At 61.3% G+C, this 25,230-nt stretch carries 20 protein-coding genes; 15 read left to right on the plus strand and 5 right to left on the minus strand.

Annotated elements, in window-relative coordinates; genetic code table 11:
* Positions 1-54: 54 nt before the first annotated feature.
* On the minus strand, positions 55-729 hold the full coding sequence (ytfE, locus tag IB246_RS22165; protein WP_008029646.1) for an iron-sulfur cluster repair protein YtfE: 675 nt from the start codon (positions 727-729) through the stop codon (positions 55-57).
* 155 nt (positions 730-884) lie between these two features.
* Here ytfE and norR point away from each other — a divergent pair, with 155 nt between their 5' ends.
* From norR to ubiT, 7 genes are all read left to right on the plus strand, one after another.
* A complete protein-coding gene (gene norR / locus IB246_RS22170) occupies positions 885-2,414 on the plus strand; it encodes a nitric oxide reductase transcriptional regulator NorR (RefSeq protein WP_008043455.1) in 1,530 nt (509 codons plus the stop codon).
* Between the two features lie 78 nt (positions 2,415-2,492).
* Complete coding sequence (gene pdxH / locus IB246_RS22175) at positions 2,493-3,140, plus strand: pyridoxamine 5'-phosphate oxidase (protein ID WP_008043454.1); 648 nt, start codon at positions 2,493-2,495, stop codon at positions 3,138-3,140.
* Between the two features lie 939 nt (positions 3,141-4,079).
* Complete coding sequence (gene moaB / locus IB246_RS22180) at positions 4,080-4,634, plus strand: molybdenum cofactor biosynthesis protein B (protein WP_008034780.1); 555 nt, start codon at positions 4,080-4,082, stop codon at positions 4,632-4,634.
* Positions 4,631-5,866, plus strand: coding sequence for a gephyrin-like molybdotransferase Glp (glp, locus tag IB246_RS22185; RefSeq protein ID WP_008044146.1), 1,236 nt, complete (start codon positions 4,631-4,633; stop codon positions 5,864-5,866). The genes moaB and glp overlap by 4 nt, the downstream gene beginning before the upstream one ends.
* Positions 5,867-5,944: 78 nt before the next feature.
* Positions 5,945-6,940, plus strand: coding sequence for a ubiquinone anaerobic biosynthesis protein UbiU (ubiU, locus tag IB246_RS22190; protein ID WP_008034782.1), 996 nt, complete (start codon positions 5,945-5,947; stop codon positions 6,938-6,940).
* 11 nt (positions 6,941-6,951) lie between these two features.
* Entirely contained in the window at positions 6,952-7,842 is an 891-nt protein-coding gene (locus IB246_RS22195; protein ID WP_008034783.1) for a U32 family peptidase, read from the plus strand.
* On the plus strand, positions 7,836-8,306 hold the full coding sequence (ubiT, locus tag IB246_RS22200; RefSeq protein WP_008044144.1) for a ubiquinone anaerobic biosynthesis accessory factor UbiT: 471 nt from the start codon (positions 7,836-7,838) through the stop codon (positions 8,304-8,306). Before IB246_RS22195 ends, ubiT begins: the two co-directional genes overlap by 7 nt.
* Before the next feature lie 1,080 nt (positions 8,307-9,386).
* On the opposite strand, the gene IB246_RS22205 is transcribed toward ubiT, so the two are convergent.
* The 4 genes from IB246_RS22205 to IB246_RS22220 form a co-directional block, all read right to left on the minus strand.
* Positions 9,387-9,773, minus strand: a complete 387-nt coding sequence (locus IB246_RS22205; RefSeq protein WP_008043726.1) for a putative zinc-binding protein — start codon at positions 9,771-9,773, stop codon at positions 9,387-9,389.
* 74 nt (positions 9,774-9,847) lie between these two features.
* A complete protein-coding gene (locus IB246_RS22210) occupies positions 9,848-10,522 on the minus strand; it encodes a Crp/Fnr family transcriptional regulator (protein WP_008030978.1) in 675 nt (224 codons plus the stop codon).
* An 86-nt stretch (positions 10,523-10,608) separates the two neighbouring features.
* Positions 10,609-11,256, minus strand: a complete 648-nt coding sequence (gene narL / locus IB246_RS22215; RefSeq protein WP_008030980.1) for a two-component system response regulator NarL — start codon at positions 11,254-11,256, stop codon at positions 10,609-10,611.
* Positions 11,253-13,055 (minus strand): HAMP domain-containing protein, encoded by a 1,803-nt coding sequence (locus IB246_RS22220; RefSeq protein WP_008043728.1) that lies wholly within the window; start codon positions 13,053-13,055, stop codon positions 11,253-11,255. Before IB246_RS22220 ends, narL begins: the two co-directional genes overlap by 4 nt.
* Positions 13,056-13,470: 415 nt before the next feature.
* Here IB246_RS22220 and IB246_RS22225 point away from each other — a divergent pair, with 415 nt between their 5' ends.
* The 8 genes from IB246_RS22225 to moaA all read left to right on the plus strand — a co-directional run bounded on the left by IB246_RS22225 (position 13,471) and on the right by moaA (position 24,943).
* Entirely contained in the window at positions 13,471-14,775 is a 1,305-nt protein-coding gene (locus IB246_RS22225) for an MFS transporter (protein WP_008030986.1), read from the plus strand.
* The gene (locus IB246_RS22230; protein WP_008043731.1) at positions 14,753-16,150 is read left to right on the plus strand and encodes a NarK family nitrate/nitrite MFS transporter; all 1,398 of its coding nucleotides are present in this window, start codon (positions 14,753-14,755) and stop codon (positions 16,148-16,150) included. The genes IB246_RS22225 and IB246_RS22230 overlap by 23 nt, the downstream gene beginning before the upstream one ends.
* Positions 16,151-16,219: 69 nt before the next feature.
* Entirely contained in the window at positions 16,220-19,993 is a 3,774-nt protein-coding gene (locus IB246_RS22235) for a nitrate reductase subunit alpha (RefSeq protein ID WP_008043732.1), read from the plus strand.
* A 1-nt stretch (position 19,994) separates the two neighbouring features.
* On the plus strand, positions 19,995-21,533 hold the full coding sequence (gene narH / locus IB246_RS22240; protein WP_008030993.1) for a nitrate reductase subunit beta: 1,539 nt from the start codon (positions 19,995-19,997) through the stop codon (positions 21,531-21,533).
* A gap of 2 nt (positions 21,534-21,535) precedes the next feature.
* Positions 21,536-22,291 carry a nitrate reductase molybdenum cofactor assembly chaperone gene (gene narJ, locus IB246_RS22245; protein WP_008043733.1) on the plus strand — a complete coding sequence of 252 codons (756 nt, stop codon included), beginning with the start codon at positions 21,536-21,538 and terminating at the stop codon, positions 22,289-22,291.
* Positions 22,284-22,964, plus strand: a complete 681-nt coding sequence (gene narI, locus IB246_RS22250) for a respiratory nitrate reductase subunit gamma (RefSeq protein ID WP_008030998.1) — start codon at positions 22,284-22,286, stop codon at positions 22,962-22,964. Before narJ ends, narI begins: the two co-directional genes overlap by 8 nt.
* A gap of 10 nt (positions 22,965-22,974) precedes the next feature.
* Entirely contained in the window at positions 22,975-23,925 is a 951-nt protein-coding gene (locus IB246_RS22255; RefSeq protein WP_008043734.1) for a peptidylprolyl isomerase, read from the plus strand.
* A gap of 25 nt (positions 23,926-23,950) precedes the next feature.
* Positions 23,951-24,943, plus strand: coding sequence for a GTP 3',8-cyclase MoaA (gene moaA / locus IB246_RS22260; protein WP_008043736.1), 993 nt, complete (start codon positions 23,951-23,953; stop codon positions 24,941-24,943).
* Positions 24,944-25,230 lie beyond the last annotated feature (287 nt).

Genomic DNA, 25,230 nt, shown 5'->3' on the forward strand with positions numbered 1-25,230 from the left:
CCCACAGGGGAATGTTGATCCCTGTGGGGGCAAGCCTGCTCGCGAAAAGTGTGATCAGTGGTGTGGGTTCAGGGCGTTGATGAACAGCACGTTGTTTTCCAGGTGAATGTGTTGCATCAGGTCGTCCTTGAATTCCAGCAACCCGCGATAGAGTGCGCGCCAGGTGTTGCAGGCATCCGCCGGCGGGGTGATGTGGTGGGTCAGGGCGAGCATCTGTTCCAGCGCTTCGCCATGTTGATCATGTTCGAAACGCAACACCTGGATCGGCGGTGCGGCCTGCGGGCCGATGCCCTGTTGCAGCATCGGGAAGAGCACTTGTTCTTCCTTGAGCATGTGGCCTTCGAGTTCTTGCTGCATGTCGCTCAGCAGATCGGCCAGGCCGTTGGGGCAGGTGCTGCGCGCCCCGTGCACTTGCTCGACGCGTCGGGCCAGGCGGATCAGTTCCGGCAGTTGCTCGCGGTGGCGGGCGTGGTAGCGCGTCAGGAGGTGGGCAATCAACGCCTCGGACGTTTCGGTGCGCCAGTCGTGCTGGGTTTCGCCGGTGTCTTGCAGGGTTTCCAGGGCATCGGCAATCAGCAGCGGATCGAGGTCTTTGCCAAGGGCCGCTTCCCGCAGGCTTTTATGCCCGCCGCAACAGAAGTCCAGTTTGAAGTTGTGAAAGATTCGGGTGGCGCCGGGAATGTCGCAGGCCAGTTGGCCGAGGCTTTGTTCCAGTAGGGTCTGGCTCATCAGGGGTTCCTTGCTTGGGTTTCAACGGTTCCCCTGGCTTGTTGCATCCGGCGTGCCATATTTAACTGATTGATAAATATGAATTTATTTTTAGTTGTGGTGATGCGCACCCTGACGCATTAGGGTGAATCCCACCATAGAGGGTAATTAAAACCATGCTGCGTGAAAGCCTGGCGGCCGACCTGATTGTCGAGTTGCCCAATGCCGTGCGGTTGCAACGACTGGTCCAGACCCTGCGCCAATACTTCAACAGTGGCGCGGTGGGTTTGTTGCGTCTGGATGACGACAGCCTCAGGCCCGTGGCGACGGTGGGGCTGGTGCATGAAGCGTTGGGGCGCCGGTTCGTCATCGCCCAGCATCCCCGGCTGGCGGCGATCATGGCCTCGCGCGAACCCGTCTGGTTCGAGCCCGACAGTCGCCTGCCGGATCCTTACGACGGATTGCTCGACAACCACATCGGCGAACCGCTGCCGGTGCATGACTGCATGGGCGTGAGCCTGTATGTCGAGGGGCGGATCTGGGGCGCGATCACCCTTGATGCGCTGCACGCCGGAACCTTCGACAGCCGCGCACGGGAGGAACTCAAGCGCTGCACCTTGCAGATCGAAGCAGCCGTGCGGGTCACTCGCCTGGAACAGGAAAACCGCAGCTTGCGCCTGTCCCGCAGCGATCCTCAGGATTTGCGAATGCCGGTCGAGGAAGGCGAGATCCTCGGGCAGAGCGAGGTGTTGCATCAGTTACTCAATGAGCTGGATGTGTTGGCCGATTCCGATCTGCCGGTGTTGCTGCTGGGCGAGACCGGCGTTGGCAAAGAACTGTTCGCCCGGCGCTTGCATCGTCTGTCACGGCGCAGCCACAAGCCGCTGATTCAGGTCAACTGCGCGGCCTTGCCCGAGTCGTTGGCGGAGAGTGAATTGTTCGGTCACGTCAAAGGCGCCTTCTCCGGTGCCACGGGTGACCGTGCCGGGCGCTTCGATGCGGCCAACGGTGGCACGCTGTTCCTCGATGAAGTCGGTGAGTTGCCATTGAGTGTGCAAGCGAAATTGCTGCGCACTCTGCAGAACGGCGAGATCCAGCGCCTGGGCGCGGACAAGCCGCTGCATGTCGATGTGCGGATCATCGCCGCCACCAATCGGCACTTGCCGGACAGCATTCGCGATGGTCTGTTTCGGGCCGATCTGTATCACCGGCTCTCGGTGTACCCGGTGCCGATCCCGTCGTTGCGCGAACGCGGCAATGATGTGTTGATGCTGGCCGGGCATTTCCTTGAGCTCAATCGGGCTCGGCTCGGCCTGCGTGGCTTGCGTCTGTCGCCGGCGGCGGAACGCGCGCTGCTGGCGTATACCTGGCCGGGCAACGTGCGCGAGCTCGAGCATGTGATCAGTCGTGCTGCCTTGAAGCAGCTCAGTCGCGGCAGCAGTCGTGCGTTGATCATGACACTGGAGCCCGAAATTCTTGATCTCGACAGTGCTCCGAACGCACCGCAGGTTGTTTCTGAGCCTTGCGACGCCGCTCCGGCTGATCTGCCGTTCCAGCCGTTGGGTGAAGCCGTCGACGATTATCAACGCAAGAAAATTCTCCAGGCCCTGAGCCTGTCCGGGGAAAACTGGGCCAGCGCGGCGCGGATTCTGGAAGTCGATCCGAGCAATTTGCACAAACTGGCGCGGCGTCTGCGGCTCAAGTAATCGACACTGTTGATGGCGGTCAAGGTCGGTTGGCGCAGTGCCTAGCACACTGAGCAAAACCTTCCGGAGATCACTGTCATGCCACTTTCCCTGGCCCAAATGCGCCGCAACTACACCCTGTATGGCTTGCAGGACGAGCATGCGCTGGATGACCCTTTGGTGATGTTTCGCCAATGGCTGCAACTGGCCCGCGACACCGAGAGCGCGCCTGTCGAAGCCAATAGCATGATGCTGGCGACGGTCGACAGCGATGGGCGGCCGCACTGTCGTGTCCTGTTGCTCAAGGGCTTGAGCGAGGAAGGTTTTACGTTCTTCGGTCATTACCAGAGTGACAAGGGCCAGCAACTGGCCGCCAATCCTTATGCCGCCATGACGTTTTTCTGGCCGGGGCTGGAGCGGCAGGTGCGTATCGAAGGTCGCGTCTCGAGGCTGGATCCGGCGCTGTCGGATGAGTACTTTGATTCCCGGTCCATGGCCAGTCGTCTCGGCGCCTGGGCTTCGCCGCAAAGCCGTCCGCTGGCGAGTAGGGCAGCGCTTGAATTGCTGTTGGCTGACACGATCAAACGCTTCGTCGGGCAGACTGTGTCGCGACCTGAGCAATGGGGCGGCTATTGTCTGCATCCTGAGCGCCTGGAGTTTTGGCAGGGGCGTGCGGACCGGTTGCATGACCGTATTGACTATCGCTTGCATGAGGGTGTCTGGAAACGGAGCCGTTTGGCGCCTTGAGTCTGATGGGAAATGGTGGGGGGCTTTGTTGGTGTGTATATCCGTTTCTTCGGTGATGGCGGCTATTGGTTTCGCCCTTACGGCGAGTCACTTTGGAAAAGCCCCAAAGTAACCAAAGGGCTCTTGCCCCTTTCGTTCGGTGCCTCGCTAATGCTCGCCATGCCCTCGCTCCGGTCCTGCTCCGTGGGCCCGCCGCCATCGGCCATCCCTGGCCGGGGGCGGCTAACCCGGCATCCATGCCGGGTTGCCCACTGCGCAGAACCTCCACTCGGCCTCTCGAGGGGGCGGCTACCGCCACAGCCGCCGAGGCGGCCTGAAAGCCGACCTGGCTCTTTGGTGCACGCGTTCCCTCATTCCGGATATGTACACCGATCCCCTGTAGGAGCCGGCTTGCCGGCGATGGACGTCAACGATAACGCGGGGTGTCTGAATGAGCGCGTCGCCTAGACGCTTTTCGCCGGCAAGCCGGCTCCTACAGGGACCTGCGTGCGCTTTTGCTTCTCACCACTCATCAGGCCGAGCGTTAGCTCGCCTTCAGCTTTTGATCTTGAGGTACACGCCCCCTCGAGAGGCCGAGTGGAGGTTCTGCGCAGTGGGCAACCCGGCATGGATGCCGGGTTAGCCGCCCCCGGCCAGGGATGGCCGATGGCGGCGGGCCCACGGAGCAGGACCGGAGCGAGGGCATGCCGAGCCTTAGCGAGGCACCGAACGAAAGGGGCAAAAGCGCTTTGGTTACTTTGGGGCTTTTCCAAAGTGACTCGCCGTAAGGGCGAAACCAATAGCCGCCGCGACCGCAGAAACGGATATGTACACCAACAAAGTTTTACGCTCATCGCGCTATACCCATGCGCCCGAGAGGTACCTCCTTGGAGGAATAGGCTCATCAAGGATTCCGGTTCAGGCTTGGGCCCATACCCTCATCTACGGGAAAACCTGGACATGGCCCATCTGGCGCAACGCACATTTGAACCCCTGAACATTGCCGTGCTGACCATCAGCGATACACGCACCTTCGACACAGACACCTCAGGACAGACCCTCACCGATTTGCTGCAAACCGCCGGGCATGTATTGATCGATCGTGATCTGGTCAAGGACGATATCTATCAGATCCGCGCCACCGTTTCCCGGTGGATCGCCGACCCCGAAGTACAAGTTGTGCTGATGACCGGCGGCACCGGTTTCACCGCTCGCGACAACACGCCGCAAGCTGTCCTGCCGCTGCTGGACAAGCACGTGGAAGGCTTCGGCGAATTGTTCCGCCAGGTGTCCCTGGAGGAAATCGGCATGTCCAGCCTGCAATCCCGGGCACTGGCCGGCATGAGCAACGGCGTGCTGGTGTGCTGCGTGCCCGGTTCGCCCGGTGCCTGCCGGACGGCCTGGAACAAGATCCTGCTCGAACAACTGGACAGTCGCACCGGCCCCTGCAATTTCGCCCCGCATTTGAAACCTCAGGCCCAACGCAACATTGATGCCTGCGAGACACGCTCATGACCGGCCGGGTGTGCGACCTCGGCAACCTGATGCCGGTGGACGAGGCCATCAGCCGCCTGCTCGATCAGGCTCCGCCGCCGCCCCTGGTGCAAATGATCCGCCTGGATCAAGCGATGGGGCGCGTGCTGGCAGCGGATATCCATTCCCCGGTGAACCTGCCGGCCTGGGACAACAGCGCCATGGACGGTTACGCCCTCAGGGCCGTCGACCTGCCCGAGGAGGGTGGCTGGCTGTTGATCGGCGGGCGAATTGCGGCGGGGGATCAAGCGTGCGCACCGTTGCTCGCGCAACAAGCGGTGCAGATTTTTACCGGTGCACCCTTGCCTCCGGGCGCCGACACCGTCGTGCCGCAAGAGCGTTGCCGGGTCGACGGCGAGCGTGTCTGGTTGCCGCCCGCAAGCGTTGGCGATCACGTACGCAAAGAGGGTGAAGAAGTTCGTCGCGGGCACCTGCTGCTCAAGGCGGGAAAGCGCCTGCGCGCACAGGAAATCGGGTTGCTGGCCGGCGCCGGAATTGCGCGGATCGAAGTCTATCGACCGTTGCAGGTGTGTTTGCTCAGCAGCGGCAATGAACTGCGCGAGCCGGGCGATCCCTTGGCGCCGGGACAGATCTACAACAGCAATCGCTACTGCCTGGCGGAGCTGTTGCGTGGCTGGGGCGTGGAGGTGCATGACTACGGCGTGATGGCCGATGAGCTGGCAGCCAGTCGGCACGCCTTGAGCCTGGCGTCGTCGGAATGCGACCTGTTGCTGAGCAGCGGCGGCGTTTCGGTCGGCGAGGAGGATCATCTCAAGCACGCCATCGAGGAACTGGGCAGCATCGATTTCTGGCGCATCGCCATGCAGCCGGGCAAACCGCTGGCCTTTGGCGAAGTGGCGGGCAAACCGTGGATCGGCGTACCCGGCAATCCTTCGGCGGCACTGATTACCGCGTTGGTGGTGGTGCGACCGTTCTTGCTCCGGGCTCAGGGTATGACGGACGTGATGCCACGGCCACTGGCCGTGCCCGCCGGGTTCGAGTGGTTGCAAAGCAACAAGCGCCGGCAATACCTGCGAGCCAGGTTGACGCCCGGCGCAGACGGCCAGTTGCGCGTGGAACTGCACCCTCAGCAAAGCTCGGCGATGTTGACGGCCGCGTGCTGGGCTGACGGGCTGGCAGTGATCGACTGCGAGCAGCAAGTGCTCAAGCACGACAACGTGATGTTCCTGTCCTTTGCCGACCTGATGCAGTGAGGGCAATTGATTGCCGTCAAGGCAGTGCCTGCCGGTCTGGCTAGACTGGCAGCGCCGCTTTTTTCATGAGGATTACCCATGCAACTGGTCTGCCCGGCAGGGAACCTGCCTGCGCTCAAAGCGGCGGTGCGCCAAGGCGCCGATGCCGTGTATGTCGGCTTTCGCGATGACACCAACGCCCGGCATTTCGCGGGGCTGAACATGGACGATAAGCAGTTCGACGCCGCCGTCGCCCACATCCGTCAGCATCAACGCAAACTCTATGTCGCCGTCAACACCTACCCGCAACCCAAGGGCTGGGAGCGCTGGCAGCGGGCGGTGGACCGTGCTGCCGATTTCGGTGTGGATGCGCTGATTGCCGCCGACCCCGGGGTGCTCAACTATGCCAGCCAGCGTCATCCGCAACTGGCGTTGCACCTCTCGGTCCAGGGCTCGGCGACCCACGCCGCTGCGCTGGCGTTTTACGCGCAGCGCTACGATATTCGGCGCGCCGTGCTGCCACGGGTGTTGTCATTGGCGCAGGTGCGCCAGGTGGCCGCCAGCAGCCCAGTGCCCATTGAAGTCTTCGGCTTCGGCAGCCTGTGCATCATGGCCGAAGGGCGATGCCACCTGTCGTCCTACATCACCGGCGAGTCACCGAACCTGTGCGGCGTCTGTTCGCCGGCCAAGGCGGTGCGCTGGAGCGAGGACGCCGAAGGGTTGAGCGCGCGGCTCAGTGAAGTCCTGATCGACCGCTACACCCCCGACGAACCGGCCGGTTATCCGACCTTGTGCAAGGGCCGTTTCCTGGTCGACGGCAAACGCTTTCATGCCCTGGAAGAACCCACCAGCCTCGACACCCTGGACCTGCTGCCGGAGCTGACGGCCATCGGCGTCGAAGCCGTGAAAATCGAAGGCCGCCAACGCAGCCCGGCCTATGTCGAGCAAGTCACCCGGGTCTGGCGCGCCGCGCTGGATGCCCATCGCGGTGCGCCGGGTGCTTTTCGGGTCAAGGAAGAATGGCGTCAGGTGCTGGCCGGGTTGTCCGAGGGCAGCCAGACCACCCTGGGTGCTTATCATCGATCATGGCAATGAGGGGACGCGACATGAAGCTCAGCCTGGGACCGGTCCTGTTTTATTGGGACAAGGAGCAACTCAGCAACTTTTACGCCGAGATGTCGGCCATGCCCCTGGACGTGATTTACCTGGGGGAAACCGTGTGCTCGAAACGCCGGGCCTTTTCACTGGATCAGTGGCTGGGACTGGGGCGCGAGTTACAGGAGTGCAGCCGGGCGCAGTTGGTGCTCTCCAGCCTGACGCTGATCGAAGCAGCGTCGGAACTTTCCAGCCTGCGCCGCCTGTGTGACAACGGCCAACTGTTGGTGGAGGCCAATGACATGGGCGCGGTGCAGTTTCTCGCCGAGCGCCAGTTGCCGTTCGTGGGTGGTCCGGCCCTCAATCTGTACAACGGCCACTCGCTGGCGCAGCTGCTCGACTGCGGAATGACCCGCTGGGTGCCGCCCGTGGAGTGTTCGGCGGCGCTGATCCGCGACGTGATCGGGCAGGTCCGTGAACTTGGGCGTGCGGTGCCGGAAGTTGAAATTTTTGCCTATGGGCATTTACCCCTGGCCTATTCCGCGCGCTGTTTCACTGCCCGCGCGGAAAACCGGCCCAAGGACGACTGCCAGTTTTGCTGCATCAATTACCCCGACGGCATGGCGTTGACCAGCCAGGAAGGGCAGCCACTGTTTACCCTCAACGGTATTCAGACCATGTCGGCCGAAGTCACCAATTTGCTCGCCGATTATTCCGGGCTGGTGGACTGCGGCGCCGATCTGTTGCGCCTGAGCCCGCGTGCGCAGGGCATGGCTGAGGTGATTGACAGTTATCAGCGGGTTCGTTCGGGCGAGATGCCGCCGTTGTTTGTCGAAGGGTGCAATGGCTACTGGCATGGCCAGGCCGGCATGTTGCGCGTCGAGGAGGTCGGCCTGTGCTGAACCGAAAAAAGTGGCTGCTCAAAGGTGCCGACCGGTTGTTGCCGCTGGTGCGTCGGGTGCCGTTTGCCGTGCAGCGCCTGGCGTTGCAGCAGGCGCTCAATCGTTGCCTCGCCGAGCCGTTGCGCGATGGCGAGTTTGAGGTGTTGCGCGGGCGTTGGTTGTGTTTGCGGATTCCGGATCTGGGGTTGTCCTGGTACTTGACGCTCAGTCGTCAGGGGTTGCGGATTGCCGAGCATGCTACGGCGGCTGTGACCATCAGCGGGAACTGGCGTGAGTTTTTACTGTTGGCCAGTCGTCAGGAGGATCCGGACACGCTGTTTTTTCGTCGGCGTCTGGTGATTGAGGGCGACACAGAATTGGGGTTGGCGTTGAAGAATTTGATCGACAGTCTTGATCCTGATGTGTTGCCGGTCTGGTTGTGGCGGAATCTGGAGCGGGCGGGGAAGGGGCTGGCGGCGGGGTGATCGGTATTGCTTGCCGGCGATGGCTGTGTGTCGAGTTTTTTGATGGTGTACATATCCGTTGCTGCGGTAACGGCCGCTGATGGTTTCGCTCTTACAGCGAGTCCCTTTTCCAAACGCCGAAAAGGAACCAAAAGGCTTTGCCCCTGACGTACGGTGGCTCGCTAAGGCTCGCCATGCCCTCGCTCCGGTCCTGCTCCGTGGGCCCGCCGCCATCGGCCATCCATGGCCGGGGGCGGCTAACCCGGCATCCATGCCGGGTTGCCCACTGCGCAGAACCTCCACTCGGCCTTCCGACGGGGCAGATCAAAATCAAAAGCCAAAGCAAAGCAAAAACCAAGGCAAAGCAAAAACGAGGCGGCCTGCCAGCCGACCTGTCTCTATGATCGTACGCATTCCCCTGTAGGAGCCGGCTTGCTGGCGATAGCGTTCGTCCAGTCAATTAAATATGTTGGCTGGCCCACCGCCATCGCCAGCAAGCCGGCTCCTACAGTTGATCGGTGTCATGCCCGCGTATCGGATTCGTATGACGATGCTGCTGGGGCTTTGTTGTTGATCTGAGATGTCAGGCGTACACATTCCCTGTAGGAGCCAGCTTGCTGGCGATGGACGTCAACGATAACGCGGGGTGTCTGAATGAACGCGGTGTCTGGGCGTTTTTCGCCGGCAAGCCGGCTCCTACAGGAGATCTGCGTACGCTTTCGCTTTTCACCACCCATCAGGCCGAGCGTTAGCTCGCCTTCCGCTTTTGATCTGAGCGCCCCCTCGAGAGGCCGAGTGGAGGTTCTGCGCAGTGGGCAACCCGGCATGGATGCCGGGTTAGCCGCCCCCGGCCATGGATGGCCGATGGCGGCGGGCCCACGGAGCAGGACCGGAGCGAGGGTATGCCGAGCATTAGCGAGGCACCGAACGAAAGGGGCAAGAGCCCTTGGTTACTTGGGGCTCTTCCAAGTGACTCGCCGTAAGGGCGAAACCAATAGCCGCCGTTACCGCAGCAATGGATATGCACCCCATCAAAAAACTCGTCAGCCGAAACACAGCCATCGCCGGCAAGCCGACTCCTACAGGGGATGCTCGCTGCCCTCAAGCCCGGCTTACATGCTGCCGGGTATCACTGACAATCAACCCCCTGATCCCCTCAAACAACTCATCGCTCTGCGCCTCGGTGCAATCCTCGCCATAACGCTTACGCACCCCGTAATGACTCAGAATCAAATGCACATCCGCATGCAAACCATGCTGCTTCAGACAGTTCTCGACACATTGCAGCGGGCAACCATCCAGCGCAAAAATCCGCCGCCCCGACCGCGCCTTGTTGACCAGCGCGGCCACATGCCCGCCGACACCGGCGATGCAGGACATTTCAGCAACGCCACTGCGATCCAGGCGCACAGCCAATGTGTTGGCCAGTTGCGCAACATTGGAACAGCCGGAACAGGCATAGACCAGAGGCAAAGTCGAAGGGGGCATTGACGCTCTCCGTTGATGGGGTGTTCAAGTGTGCAAGGCACAGGACATTGCGCATTGATGGCAGTCAATTCCGGTTACTGGAACGCCGCCAGGTCCTCTTCCGCGAGGATGCTGATGTGGCGTCGCTCCATGGCGATCAGGCCGCTGTCCACCAGGCGATGCAAAATCCGCGAAAAGGTTTCCGGCTGAATCCCCAGCTTCGACGCCACCAGGCGTTTGGACATCTGCAAGACAATCTGGCCGGTGACCGGGTTGCGTTCCTGAAACAGGAAATTGATCACCCGACGGCTCGCGCTCGCCATGGTCAAGGTGTCGATGTCCCGCAGCCGCAAGTGCAGGTGCACGCTCATACTCGCCAGAATCGCCAGGCAGACTTTCGGCTGGTCCTCCAGCGCATTGCGATAGTGGGTGCCCTCGATGCTGACCAGCACGCTGTCCTTCAACGCGGTGGCGCTCACCGGGTAGAGCCGGGCCTGGCTGAACAGCAGCGCTTCGGCAAAGGTTTGCCCTGGCTGGATGATCTCCACCAGGTTTTCCTGGCCTTCGCCAGTGAGCCGGTACAACTTGACCTGGCCGCTGACCAGCAGAAAAAATCGTTTGGCCGGATCGCCCTGATGCATGAGCGTGCTGTGACAGGGCAGGCGCTTGAGCATGGCCAGGGCACAGACTTCCTCGAAGACTTTCTCCGGCAATTGGCTGAACAGATGATGACGGCGCAACGTTAAAACGATGGAAGGGTGGGTCAGCATGGCGTACCTCCGCTGACGGTCATAGTAGAGAGCGCAGGCCGGTTGACCTATGCCTCTGCAGGCCTACCTCCAAGGAGGCATGACCGTCAGCCCGCACTGCGCAGATGCTCCATGGCCCACACCGCCGCCTCGACCCGCGAGCGCAAACCGAGTTTGTGCAGCAGGTTCTTGACGTGAACCTTGACCGTCCCTTCGGTGATGCCCAGCTTGTGCCCGATGACCTTGTTGCTGAAGCCGCTGGCGATGGTTTTCAACACCTGGCGTTCGCGCTCTGTCAGTTCGACTACGGCCTGGCGTGGTGGCGAGCGCAACGCCTGGGCCATGACCTGGGTCAGGCCGGGGCTGATGACCAATGCACCGTCCAACGCTTCGCGGATGTACTGGATCAACAGTTCGGGCTCCATGTCCTTGAGCAGATAACCGTCGGCATCCAGGCGCAACGCGTCGCGAATATCGTCTTCGGCGTCCGACACGGTGAACAGCAACACCTTGCCGGTGTAGTGCATCGCGCGCAGTCGACGCAGGGTTTCAATGCCGTTCATTTGCGGCATGTTGTTGTCGAGCAACACCAGGTCCGGTTGCAGCGGTTCGATCAGGCTGAGCGCTTCCTCGCCATGGTTGGCTTCGCCGACGATCAGGAAGTCATCTTCCAGTTCGAGCATTTGACGGATGCCGCGACGCATCATGGGATGGTCGTCTACCAGCAGGATTCTATGGTGTGGGGACGGGTTCATGTGACGCTACCTTCTGTGTGCTGTCCGAGAAATTCCGGGTGGAATTCCAGCTGGACGAGGGTGCCTTGAGGCTCCCTGGAAAATATGTGCAAGTGGCCGCGCAAGCTCCGCGCCCGCTCATCCATGATGTTCAGGCCGTGATGTTCGCGCTGGTCGACGTCGCCGCTGAAGCCGCGCCCGTCATCCTCGACCGAAAGCCTCACGGTTTCGCCGTCCTGACGCAGTTCCAGCCAGGCGTTTTGCGCGTGAGCGTGGCGCAGGCAATTGGAGAGCGCCTCGCGGGTGATCTGCAAAATGTGGATCTGCTCGCTGGCCGAGAGCTGAAAGGCCAGCGCATCGACGTGCAGGTGCACCTGGAATTCGCCACGACGGGAGAATTCTGCGGCAGTGTCCTTGAGCTCCTGCACCAGCCCGGCATCGTGAATCTGCAGGCGGAAAGTGGTCAGCAGTTCGCGCAATTGGCGGTAGGCATTGTTCAGTCCTTCGCGCAGTTCGGCGGTGACGTTTTCCAGGGTCTGCACCGGTTCGCCCCGGCGCATCAGGGTCTGCATGCGGCTGACTTGCAGCTTCATGTAGGACAGGGCCTGGGCCAGTGAGTCGTGCAGTTCGCGGGCGATGATCGTGCGCTCTTCCAGCAACAGCAGCCGATGATCCTGTTCCCGTTGGCGTTTGAGTGAGAGCGAAGTGCCGATCAGGTTGGCCAGGGCCTGGATCAGTTGGGTTTCCCAGGCTTGCGTGGGGTGGCCGTCGACAAAGTAGGCCTTGAGTTCACCCAGTTCGCTGCCCTGGTTGCTGATGCTGAAGGATTGCGGCCTCGCGTCGTGGTGTTTCTGGCACGTGGCGCAATCGCTGCTGGCGCAGACGTCGCGGATGTTGGCGCCATGCAGGGCGATCAGTTGCTGGGCAGGCGCCTGCGCCTGGCCCTGCAAACACAGCGACAGGCGCAAGCCCGGCAGGCGTTGCTGGAAGCGCCGGATCAACTCGTCCAGCCCTTCGGCATTGGCCAGGCGTGTGGCCAGGCTGCGGCTGCTTTGATACAGCAGCTCCAGCGCAGCGTTGGCCTGTTGCAGGTTCAGGGTTTTTTGCCGGACCTGACTTTCCAGCGTGCGGTGCGACTCTTCTATCGTTTCGGCCATGGCGTTGAAGCTCGTGGCCAACTGGCCCAGTTCGTCCTGGGACTGATGGTTGACCCGCACCTTGAAATCACCGCGTCGAAAGCGCTGGGTTGCGTCCACCAACTCCTTGAGGGGCGTGACGACGCCGTACTGCAACTCGTACAAACCGATCAACAGGACAATCATGGTGGTGAACAGCGCCATGCCCTGGATCACTTGTTGCCAGCCTTGCTTTTGCTCGCTCTGGCGCTGGAGCAGGCTGACGAACTGGTTCAGTTGCTCAACGAACGGCCGGGCCTGGGCTTGAAACGCCACGGCATCACCGCGTTCCAGCGCCGGGCGCAACGCCTCGTTCCATTGTTGCTGGAGTTGCCCGTAGCTGGTTTGCAACGCGGTGGTCGGGCCATCTTCCAGCACGGCCTTGAGTGACTGGCTGTTGAGGCGACGTTGCAGGCTTTCAGTGATGCCGATGATTTCTTCATCGGTGGCACCGGCGGCGAGTTTCCAGCTCAGGTGGTAGGTCTCCATGCGCACCGAGCCCGCAGTATTGATGGCGGCGGCATCGCCCTGGCTGAACCAGGCGATCAACCCCGCGCTCAACGAGCTGGCGAGGGCGAGCACGGCGATCAGGATCACCGCGAGCCCGGCGCGGGCGGGCAGGGAGCTGCGCAACCAGCGAATCATCGGCGCAGGTCCCGGGGGTAAAGCAGAAAGCAGAGCATGTACAGCTCCAGAGTGAGGTTGTTTGTTATGGCCTCTTCGCGGGCAAGCCTCGCTCCTACAGGTTAGGTATCGATCACTGAAACGCCGGCAACCTGTAGGAGCGAGGCTTGCCCGCGAAGGCGATCTAAAGAAAACCACCGATCCCGGGCGCGCTACCTCTAAAGAGTTGTCGACGGCTCCCTGTCGACAGAACACTGGGTGGAAAAAGTTAAAACGCTGATAAACAAGGGGTTTTAAGCATTCTCCGGTCTACCTCCTTGGAGGTAGGCAGTGCAAGCATAGGCTTGGGCCCGCTTGGGCTTCGTTGACGTGGATCAAGTTTTTACGGGGTTGCTCTCTCTAGTCTGCCGCCATGGCTAACTGACTGGAGAGCATTGTGACCCAACCCCGTGTACGACAAGGCTTGGTGCTGGGCATGAGCACGCTGGCCTTCACTGTATGTTTCATGGTCTGGATGATGTTTGCCGTGCTCGGGGTGCCGATCAAGGAACTGCTCCAGCTCAACGAAACCCAGTTCGGCCTGCTGGCCGCGACCCCGGTCTTGACCGGCTCGCTGGTGCGTTTGCCGCTGGGGCTGCTGACCGACCGCTTTGGCGGGCGCAGCGTGTTCTTTCTGCTGATGCTGTCTTGCGTCGCACCGCTGTACCTGATCAGCCACGCCACTGCTTATTGGCAGTTTTTGCTGCTGGGCCTGTTCGTCGGTTTGGCCGGTGGCTCGTTCTCGGTCGGGATTGCCTACGTCGCCAAGTGGTTCGACAAAGAGAACCAGGGCTTCGCCATGGGCATCTTCGGCGCCGGTAACGCCGGGGCTGCGGTCACCAAATTTCTCGCCCCGGCCTTGATCGCCGCCGGCAGTTGGCAGCTGGTGCCGAAAGTCTTCAGCGCCATCCTCTTTATCACTGCGCTGTCGTTCTGGTTCCTCAGTGCCGAAAACAAGGACCACCGCAGTGCCTCGGGCGCCACGCTGCGTGAGCAACTGCGTTCGCTGAAAGATCCTGCGGTGTGGCGCTACTGCCAGTACTACTCGATCGTCTTCGGCGGCTATGTGGCCCTCGCGCTGTGGATGACCAAGTACTACGTGCAGGAATACGGTTTCAGCCTGCAAAGCGCGGCGCTGCTGGCGGCGTGTTTTTCCCTGCCCGGTGGCGTGCTGCGTGCCGTCGGTGGCTGGATGTCGGATCGCTGGGGCGCGCAAAGCGTGACCTGGTGGGTGTTGTGGGTCAGCTGGATCTGCCTGTTCCTGCTCTCGTACCCACAGACCCAACTGCAAGTGCAGACCATCAACGGCACCGTGGATTTCCACATCGGCCTCAATCCCGCGCTGTTCACCGTGCTGCTGTTCGTCATGGGCATTGCCTTCGCGTTCGGCAAGGCCTCGGTCTTCAAATACATCGCCAATGACTACCCGAAAAACATGGGCGCGGTGTCCGGCATCGTCGGTCTGGCCGGTGGCCTGGGCGGTTTCGTGCTGCCGATCATGTTTGGCGCCCTGGTGGACCTCACCGGCGTGCGCTCGTCCTGCTTCATGTTGATGTACGGCGTGGTCTGGGTCTCCCTCACCTGGATGTACTTCAGCGAAATGCGCAAAAGCCCGGTGCTTGGTAAAGCGCCGACGCTGACCCCGTCCCCGATTTCCAGCATTGCCCAAGGAGAACAACATGTCCGTTCTGCAAAAGCCTGAAAAAGGGCCGGTCATTCATGACTGGCGCCCCGAGGACCCTGCGTTCTGGGGAAGCAGCGGCAAACAGACCGCCACGCGCAACCTGTGGATCTCCATTCCCGCGCTGCTGTTGGCCTTCGCGGTGTGGATGGTCTGGAGCACGGTGATCGTGCGCCTGAACGCCATCGGCTTCACCTTCACCACCGACCAGTTGTTCTGGCTGGCGGCGTTGCCGGGCCTGTCCGGCGCGACCTTGCGCGTCTTCTATTCCTTTATGGTGCCGATCTTCGGTGGCCGGCGCTGGACCGCCCTGAGCACTGCATCGTTGCTGGTGCCATCGATCTGGATGGGCTTCGCGGTGCAGGACCCGGGCACCCCGTACAGCGTGTTCGTATGGATTGCCTTGCTCTGCGGTTTTGGCGGCGGCAACTTCGCCTCGAGCATGTCCAACATCAGCTTCTTCTATCCAAAGTCCCAGCAAGGCACGGCCCTGGGCCTCAACGCCGGGTTGGGTAACCTGGGCGTCTCGGTGATGCAGTTCTGCGTACCGCTGGTGATCACCTTCGGCGTGTTCGGCGTCATGGGTGGAAATCCGCAAACCCTGCCGGACGGTGGCCAATTGTGGCTGCAGAACGCCGGGTTCATCTGGGTGCCGTTCATTGTTCTGGTGACGGTGCTGGCCTGGTTCGGCATGAACGATTTGTCCAGTGCGCGGGCCTCGTTCAGCGAGCAAGCGGTGATCTTCAAACGCAAGCACAACTGGCTGATGTGCTGGTTGTACCTGGCGACCTTCGGTTCGTTCATCGGTTTTTCCGCTGCGTTTCCATTGCTGATCAAAACCTCGTTCCCTGATGTGATCGCACTGAAATTCGCCTTCCTCGGCCCATTGGTGGGCGCGCTCGTGCGTCCATTGGGCGGCTGGCTGGCGGACAAGCTCGGCGGCGCGAAAGTGACCTTGTGGAACTTCGTCGCGATGATCGTGATGGTCTTCGGCGTCATGCACTTCCTGCCGCAGAACGGTACGGGCGGCAACTTCTACGGCTTCCTCGGCATGTTCATGCTGCTGTTCATCACCACTGGCGTGGGCAACGGCTCCACCTTTCGCATGATCCCGGTGATCTTCCGCACCCAGCATGAAAAAGCCGCTGCCGGAAAATCCCCGGCCGTACGCGAACAAGCACTCAAGAATGCCGGCAAAGAGTCCGCCGCCGTCCTGGGCTTCAGTTCGGCCATGGGCGCCTTCGGTGCGTTCTTCATTCCCAAATCCTTCGGCACTTCGATGGCCCAGACCGGCGGACCGGAGATGGCCTTCTACATGTTCGTCGGTTTTTACCTGAGCTGCATCGTCGTGACCTGGTGGTGGTACGCGCGCAAAGGCGCCGCGACACCCTGCTGAGACGACCCGAATCCAACCATTGCGTGGGCGGGGCACAGAACCCCGCAGCAAGCCTGAGAGGACTACACCGTGAGTCATTTACTGGATCAATTGCGGTTTTTCAATCGCAAGCAAAACGAGTTTTCCGAGGGTCATGGAGAGACCCGCAAAGAGTCGCGCGACTGGGAGAACGTCTACCGTTCGCGCTGGCAGTACGACAAGATCGTGCGTTCCACCCACGGGGTGAACTGCACCGGGTCTTGCTCGTGGAAGATCTACGTGAAGAACGGCCTGATCACCTGGGAAACCCAGCAGACCGACTACCCGCGTACCCGCAACGACCTGCCCAACCATGAGCCTCGTGGCTGCCCGCGCGGAGCCAGTTACAGCTGGTACATCTACAGCGCCAACCGGCTCAAGTACCCGAAAATCCGCAAGCCGTTGCTCAAGCTCTGGCGCGATGCGCGCCAGACCATGGCACCGGTCGAAGCCTGGGCCAGCATTGTCGAGGACAAGGCCAAGGCCGACTCCTATAAAAGCAAGCGCGGCATGGGCGGCTTCATTCGTTCCAGCTGGGACGAAGTCAACGAGATCATCGCGGCGTCCAACGTCTACACCATCAAACAGTACGGCCCCGACCGGATCGTCGGGTTCTCGCCGATCCCGGCCATGTCGATGGTCAGCTACGCCGCAGGTTCGCGTTACCTGTCGCTGATCGGCGGCGCCTGCCTGAGCTTCTACGACTGGTATTGCGACTTGCCACCGGCCTCGCCGATGGTCTGGGGTGAGCAGACCGACGTGCCGGAATCGGCCGACTGGTACAACTCCAACTACATCATTGCCTGGGGCTCCAACGTTCCGCAGACCCGTACCCCCGATGCGCACTTCTTCACCGAAGTCCGTTACAAGGGCACCAAGACCGTGGCGATCACCCCGGACTATTCGGAAGTCGCCAAGCTCACCGACCTGTGGCTGAACCCCAAGCAGGGCACCGACGCGGCGCTGGCGCAGGCCTTCAACCATGTGATCTTCAAAGAATTCCACCTGGACAAACCGAGCGCCTATTTCACTGACTACGCCAAGCGCTTCACCGATTTGCCGGTGCTGGTGCTGCTCAAGCAAATGGCCGACAAGGCGCCGGGCGCCGGTTACCAGCCGGACCGTTTCCTGCGCGCCAGCGACTTGACCGACAACCTCGGCCAGGAAAACAACCCGGAATGGAAAACCATCGCCCTGGATACCAGCGGCGAACTGGTGTCCCCTCAGGGCTCCATCGGTTATCGCTGGGGCGAGAAGGGCAAGTGGAACATCCTGCCGCGTGAAGGCGGCGAAGGTCGCGAGATCGATCTGAAACTGAGCCTGATCGGCGATGACGTGGCCGAAGTGGCGTTCCCGTATTTTGCCGGCGAGTCCCACGAGCACTTCCAGCACGTGGCCGGCGATGCCGTGCAATACCGTCGTGTGCCGGTGCACAGCCTCGTTCTGGCTGACGGCAGCGTGGCCAAAGTCGCCACCGTGTTCGACCTGTCGGCCGCTAACCTGGCGATCGACCGTGGCCTGGGTGGCGAAAACGTCGCCAAGGATTACAACGACGCCTCGGTGCCCGGCACCCCGGCCTGGCAGGAGCAGATCACCGGCGTCAGCCGCGAGAAAGCGATCCAGATTGCCCGTGAGTTTGCCGATAACGCCGACAAGACCAAGGGCCGCTCGATGATCATCGTCGGCGCGGCGATGAATCACTGGTACCACATGGACATGAACTACCGCGGGCTGATCAACATGCTCATGCTCTGCGGGTGTGTCGGTCAGACCGGTGGCGGTTGGGCGCACTACGTCGGCCAGGAAAAACTCCGTCCGCAATGCGGCTGGCTGCCCCTGGCGTTCGGCCTGGACTGGAACCGTCCGCCACGGCAAATGAACGGCACCAGCTTCTTCTACGCCCACAGTTCGCAGTGGCGCCACGAGAAGATGAGCATGCACGACGTGCTCTCGCCATTGGCCGACAAGTCGCAATTCCCCGAGCATGCGCTGGACTACAACATCCGCGCCGAACGCGCCGGCTGGTTGCCTAGCGCACCGCAACTCAACACCAACCCGCTGCACATTTGCCGTGATGCCGCTGCTGCCGGCATGGAGCCGAAAGACTACGTGGTCAAGTCGCTGCAGGACGGTTCGCTGCGCTTCTCTTGCGAGCAACCGGACAGCCCGGTGAACTTCCCGCGCAACATGTTCATCTGGCGCTCCAACCTGCTGGGCTCCTCGGGCAAGGGCCACGAGTACATGCTCAAGTACCTGCTCGGCACCAAGAACGGGGTGATGAACGAAGACATCGGCCAGGTCGGCGACTGCAAACCGGAAGAAGCCGAATGGGTGGACGAGGGCGCCATCGGCAAGCTCGATCTGGTGACTACGCTGGACTTCCGCATGTCCTCGACCTGCGTCTATTCCGACATCGTCTTGCCGACCGCGACCTGGTACGAAAAAGACGACATGAACACCTCGGACATGCACCCGTTCATTCACCCGTTGTCGGCCGCGATCGACCCGGCGTGGGAATCGCGTTCCGACTGGGAAATCTACAAAGGCATCGCCAAGGCGTTTTCCAGCATGGCCGAAGGGCACCTGGGCGTCGAAAAGGATTTGGTGACCATTCCGCTGATGCACGACAGCGTCGGCGAACTGGCCCAGCCGTTTGGCGGCACCGACTGGAAAAGCGAAGGCGTGGCACCGGTGCCGGGTAAAAACGCACCGAACCTGCACGTGGTCGAGCGCGACTACCCGAACATCTACAAGCAGTTCTCGTCCCTCGGGCCATTGCTGGAGAAACACGGCAACGGCGGCAAGGGCATCAACTGGAACACCGAAGCCGAAGTGAAGTTCCTCGGTGAGCTCAACCACCACGAACGGGACGCCGGTATCAGTCACGGCCGTCCGAAAATCGACTCGGCCATCGATGCAGCGGAAGTGATCCTGTCGCTGGCACCGGAAACCAACGGCCACGTCGCGGTCAAGGCCTGGGCCGCGCTGTCGGAATTCACCGGCATCGACCACAGCCATCTGGCGGTGGGCAAGGAGCATGAGGCGATTCGCTTCCGCGACATCCAGGCGCAGCCACGCAAGATCATTTCCAGCCCGACCTGGTCGGGTCTTGAAGACGATCACGTCAGCTACAACGCCGGTTACACCAACGTTCATGAAGCCATTCCATGGCGCACCATCACCGGTCGCCAGCAGTTCTACCAGGATCACCCGTGGATGCAGGCGTTCGGCGAGCAGCTGATGAGTTACCGGCCGCCGGTCAACACCCGGACCATCGCCGGGGTGAAAGGCAAGCGCAGCAACGGCCACAAGGAAATCGTCCTGAACTGGATCACGCCGCACCAGAAGTGGGGCATCCACAGCACCTACAGCGACAACCTGTTGATGCTGACCTTAAGCCGCGGCGGCCCGATTGTCTGGCTGTCGGAGAACGACGCGAAAAGCGCCGGCATCGAGGACAACGACTGGATCGAGTGCTTCAACGCCAACGGTGCGCTGACCGCCCGTGCGGTGGTCAGTCAGCGGGTCAAGGACGGCATGGTGATGATGTACCACGCCCAGGAACGGATCGTGAACGTGCCCGGATCGGAAACCACCAAGACCCGTGGCGGCCACCACAACTCGGTGACCCGCGTCGTGCTCAAACCGACCCACATGATCGGTGGCTATGCCCAGCAGGCCTACGGTTTCAACTATTACGGCACGGTCGGTTGCAACCGCGACGAGTTCGTCGTGGTGCGCAAAATGTCCAAAGTCGACTGGCTCGATGGTTCGTCCGGTGATGACCTGCCGCGTCCTCTGCCGACCGATATCGAGGAGAACTGAGATGAAGATTCGCTCACAAATCGGCATGGTGCTGAACCTGGACAAGTGCATCGGTTGCCACACTTGCTCGATCACCTGCAAAAACGTCTGGACCAGCCGTGAAGGCATGGAATACGCCTGGTTCAACAACGTCGAAAGCAAACCCGGGATCGGCTACCCGAAAGAATGGGAAAACCAGGACAAGTGGAAGGGCGGCTGGATCCGCAATGCCAACGGCTCGATCAACCCACGCATCGGCGGCAAGTTCCGCGTGTTGGCCAACATCTTTGCCAACCCGGACCTGCCGAGCCTCGACGACTACTACGAGCCGTTCGACTTCGATTACCAGCACCTGCACACCGCACCGCTGGGCGAGCATCAGCCTACGGCGCGCCCACGCTCGCTGGTCTCCGGCAAGCGCATGGAGAAAATCGAGTGGGGCCCGAACTGGGAAGAAATCCTTGGCACTGAATTCGCCAAGCGTCGCAAGGACAAGAACTTCGACAAGATCCAGGCGGACATTTACGGCGAGTACGAAAACACCTTCATGATGTATTTGCCGCGCCTGTGCGAGCACTGCCTCAACCCGGCGTGTGCGGCATCGTGCCCGAGCGGGGCGATCTACAAGCGTGAAGAAGACGGCATCGTCCTGATCGACCAGGAAAAATGCCGTGGCTGGCGCATGTGCATCAGCGGCTGCCCGTACAAGAAAATCTACTTCAACTGGAAAAGCGGCAAGTCCGAGAAGTGCATTTTCTGCTACCCGCGTATCGAAGCCGGGATGCCGACCGTGTGCGCCGAAACGTGCGTCGGTCGTATCCGTTACCTCGGCGTGTTGCTGTACGACGCCGACCGCATCAGCGAAGTGGCGAGCACCGCCAATGAGCAGGATCTGTACGAAAAACAACTGGAGATCTTCCTCGATCCGAATGACCCGGCGGTGATCCGTCAGGCCCTGGCAGACGGTGTACCGCAGTCGGTGATCGATTCCGCCCAGCGTTCGCCGGTCTACAAAATGGCCGTGGACTGGAAACTCGCGCTGCCGCTGCACCCGGAATACCGCACCTTGCCGATGGTCTGGTACGTACCGCCACTGTCGCCGATTCAAAACGCTGCAACCGCTGGCACCGTCGGCATGAACGGGGTGATTCCGGACGTCGACAGCCTGCGTATTCCACTGAAGTACCTGGCCAACCTGCTGACTGCCGGCGATGAAAAACCGGTCAAGCGTGCGTTGAAACGCTTGCTGGCGATGCGTGCCTACAAGCGTTCCGAGCAAGTCGATGGCGTGCAAGACCTGCAAGTGCTGGCGGACGTCGGTTTGAGCGTGGACCAGGTCGAGGAAATGTACCGCTACCTGGCCATCGCCAACTATGAGGACCGCTTTGTGGTACCGACCGCCCACCGCGAAGACGCCATGAGCGACGCCTTTGCCGAACGCTCCGGTTGCGGTTTCAGCTTCGGCAGCGGTTGCAGCGGCAGCTCCGACACCAACATGTTCGGCGCGAAAAAGGCCAACCGTCGCGACGTCCTGAAAACCGTGCAGTTGTGGGAGGAATGAGCATGCAAATTCTCAAAGTGATTTCGCTGCTGCTCGATTACCCGACTGAAACGCTGATCAGCGGCCGCGACGAACTGGAGCAGGCGATCATTCAGTCGCGTGAAATCAGCCCGAAGCAGCGCGGTGCGTTGTTCGAGTTGCTGGAGCTGATCTGCGCCAATGACCTGATGGACGGGCAGGAGCACTACGGTGCGCTGTTCGGTCGGGGGCGCGCGCTCTCGTTGCTGTTGTTCGAACACGTGCACGGCGAGTCCCGCGACCGTGGCCAGGCCATGGTCGACATGATGGCGCAGTACGAGGACGCCGGTTTTGCCATCGGCGTCAAAGAGCTGCCGGACTACATCCCGCTGTACCTGGAGTTTCTGTCCACTCGCGAAGACATCGAGGCCCGCGAGGGCCTGGCGGATGTCTCGCACCTGCTGGCCTTGCTCGCGGCGCGTCTGGAAGAGCGTGAAAGCGCCTACGCCAGTTGCTTCCGGGCGCTGCTGCAGATTGCCGGGGCCGAACCGCATCAGGCCGTGGCCGACCTGCGTGAGCAGGTCGCGGCGGAAGTGCGCGACGACTCGCTCGAAGCCCTCGACAAAATCTGGGAAGAGGAGGCCGTGGACTTTCTCCAGGCCGAACAGCAGGACCGTTGCGGTTCGCTGCCAAGCGCGCCGGGCAAGGCCCGGGAAGAAAGCGCGGTGCCGTTGCACTGGGTGGATTTTCAGCATGAAGGACTGGCCGCCGCGCCAGTCCAGGAGGTAGGCAATGTCTAAATGGAACCTGTTGTTGTTCGGGATTTATCCCTATATCGCTTTGGCCATTTGCCTGATCGGCAGTTGGGCCCGCTTCGACCTGTCGCAGTACACCTGGAAGGCGGGCTCCAGCCAAATGCTCAACCAGCGCGGCATGCGTGTGGCGAGCAACTTCTTCCACATCGGTGTGTTGTTCGTGCTGGCCGGGCATTTCGTCGGCCTGCTGACGCCTGCGTCGGTTTATCACCATGTCATCAGCACTGAGAACAAGCAGTTGCTGGCGATGGTGTCCGGCGGCTTCTTCGGCCTGTTGTGCCTGATCGGCCTGCTGATGCTGGTCAACCGGCGCCTGAGCGACCCTCGGGTCCGCGCCACGTCCAGTACGTCGGACATCCTGATTCTGCTGGTGCTATTGGCGCAATTGCTGCTCGGCCTGCTGACCATCGTTGCGTCCACCGCGCACATGGACGGTTCGGTGATGGTGATGCTCGCCGACTGGGCGCAGAACACCGTGCTGTTGCGGCCGACGGAAGCGGCGGCCTCCATCGCGCCGGTCGGGCTGACCTACAAGCTGCACGTGTTCCTCGGCCTGACCCTGTTTGTGCTGTTCCCCTTCACCCGTCTCGTACATGTGATCAGTGCACCGGTCTGGTACCTGGGACGCCGTTATCAAATCGTTCGGCAGAAATTCTGAGGAGACAATCATGTCAGGTGGATGTGGATGTGGCGGTGGTAACGGCGGCAGCGGTGGCTGCGGATCTTCCAAACAAGTAGAGGCTGTGGTGCCGGACGATGTCGCGCCGTTTGAAGAGCTCGCGGTTGAGCCTGCGGCGGCCGATGACGCGCCGGCGCAGTTGATCGCCAGCAGTGAGCAGGAGTGGCCGATCATCAGCGTCAACGAGGTGGTGATCACCCCGGAAGCGATGGCCCAGGAGCTGCAATATCACCCGGCCGAAAGCCGCGAAGAGGCGGTGTATCTGGCCGCCAAGGCGCTGGTGATCCGCGAGTTGTTGCAGCAGCGCATTGCCGAACTGGGCGTGTCGCTGGAGGTCGGTGCCGGTGAGAACGAAGAAGAAGCCGCCACGCGCTTGTTGCTCGAACGCGAGGTGATCGTGCCGCAATGCGACGAGCAAACCAGCCTTCGTTACTACGAAAACAATCGCGGGCGCTTTCACAGCGCGCCGTTGCTGGCGGTGCGGCACATCCTGCTGGAATGCGCGCCGGACGATGCCGAGGCTCGCGAGCTGGCGCATGCCCAGGCAGAAATCCTGCTGCAACGGCTGGAAGACTTCCCCGGCAGCTTCGCCGAGCTGGCGGTGAAATATTCGGCCTGCCCTTCGAAGGCGCAAGGCGGTTCTCTGGGGCAGATCAGCAAAGGCCAGACCGTGCCGGAACTGGAGCGGCAGTTGTTCACGCTGGCACCGGGGCTGGCCAGCAAACCGCTGGAAAGTCGTTATGGCTGGCATGTGGTCAGCGTCGATCAGCGGATCGAAGGCATGCCGTTGCCCTATGAAGCGGTGTCGACGGCGATCCGCACGCAGTTGCAGCAGGGCGTCTGGCAAAAGGCCCTGGTGCAATACCTGCAAACCCTGATTGGCGCGGCGGATGTTCGCGGTATTCATTTGCAGGGCGCTGACTCACCGCTGGTGCAGTGAGCCTCAAGGCTAACCGGGAGATGTGATGAACGCTGTGATGCAGGATGGTTTTGGGCGGCAGATCGATTATCTGCGGATGTCGGTGACGGACCGGTGTGATTTTCGTTGTGTGTATTGCATGGCGAAAAACATGACCTTCCTGCCGCGTCAGCAGGTGCTCACGCTGGAGGAATTGCAGCGTCTGGCAACGTTGTTCGTCGGATTGGGCGTGCGCAAGATTCGCCTCACCGGCGGCGAGCCGTTGATCCGTCCCGGCATTGTCGATCTGTGTCGCAACATCGCCGCGTTGCCCGGTTTGCGCGAACTGGTGATGACCAGCAACGGCTCGCAGCTGGGCCGCCTGGCGCGACCGTTGGTGGAGGCGGGTGTTAAACGGATGAACATCAGCCTCGACAGCCTGGACGCGCAGAAATTTCGCGCGATCACCCGCAACGGCGATCTCGATCAGGTGCTGAGCGGCATCGAAGCGGCGCGGGATGCGGGGTTTGAGCGAATCAAGCTCAACTGCGTGGTGATGAAGGGGCGCAACTTCGATGAGGTCCCGGCGCTGGTGCAATACGCCATCGACCAGCGCATCGATATCAGTTTTATCGAAGAAATGCCGCTGGGCGACGTCGGGCGATCACGGGGCGAATCGTTTTGTTCCAGTGATGACGTGCGCACGTTGATTGCTCAGCGTCATCGCTTGCTCGACAGCACGGAAAACAGCGGCGGGCCGGCGCGTTATGTGCGGCTGGAACGCCATCCCGAGACCCGGATCGGTTTCATTTCGCCCAACAGCCATAACTTCTGTGGCAGCTGTAACCGGGTGCGGATGACCGTCGAGGGCAAGCTGCTGTTGTGTCTGGGGCAGGACGATGCGCTGGATTTGAGAGGGTTGCTGCGGCGTTATCCGCTGGATGACCAGCCGGTGATCAATGCGGTGCAAAAGGCTTTGCGCGGTAAACCGTTGCGCCATGATTTCACTCCGGAGGGGGATGTGCAGATTGTTCGGTTCATGAATATGAGTGGTGGTTGAGCAAGTCTGTGAAGCAGAAAACCCACTGTGGGAGCGAGCCTGCTCGCGATGGCTTTGTGTCAGGCGGTCGGTTTTTTGAGGGTGTACATATCCATTCCTGCGGTAACGGCCGCTAATGGTTTCGCTTTTACAGCGAGTCACTTGGAGAAGCGCCAAGTAACCAAGCGCTTTTGCCCCTGTCGTTCGGTGCCTCGCTAATGCTCGGCATGCCCTCGCTCCGGTCCTGCTCCGTGGGCCCGCCGCGATCGGCCATCCTTGGCCGTGCGCGGCTAACCCGGCATCCATGC

This window comes from Pseudomonas sp. PDM01, from assembly GCF_014852325.1.
GTDB lineage: Bacteria > Pseudomonadota > Gammaproteobacteria > Pseudomonadales > Pseudomonadaceae > Aquipseudomonas > Aquipseudomonas migulae.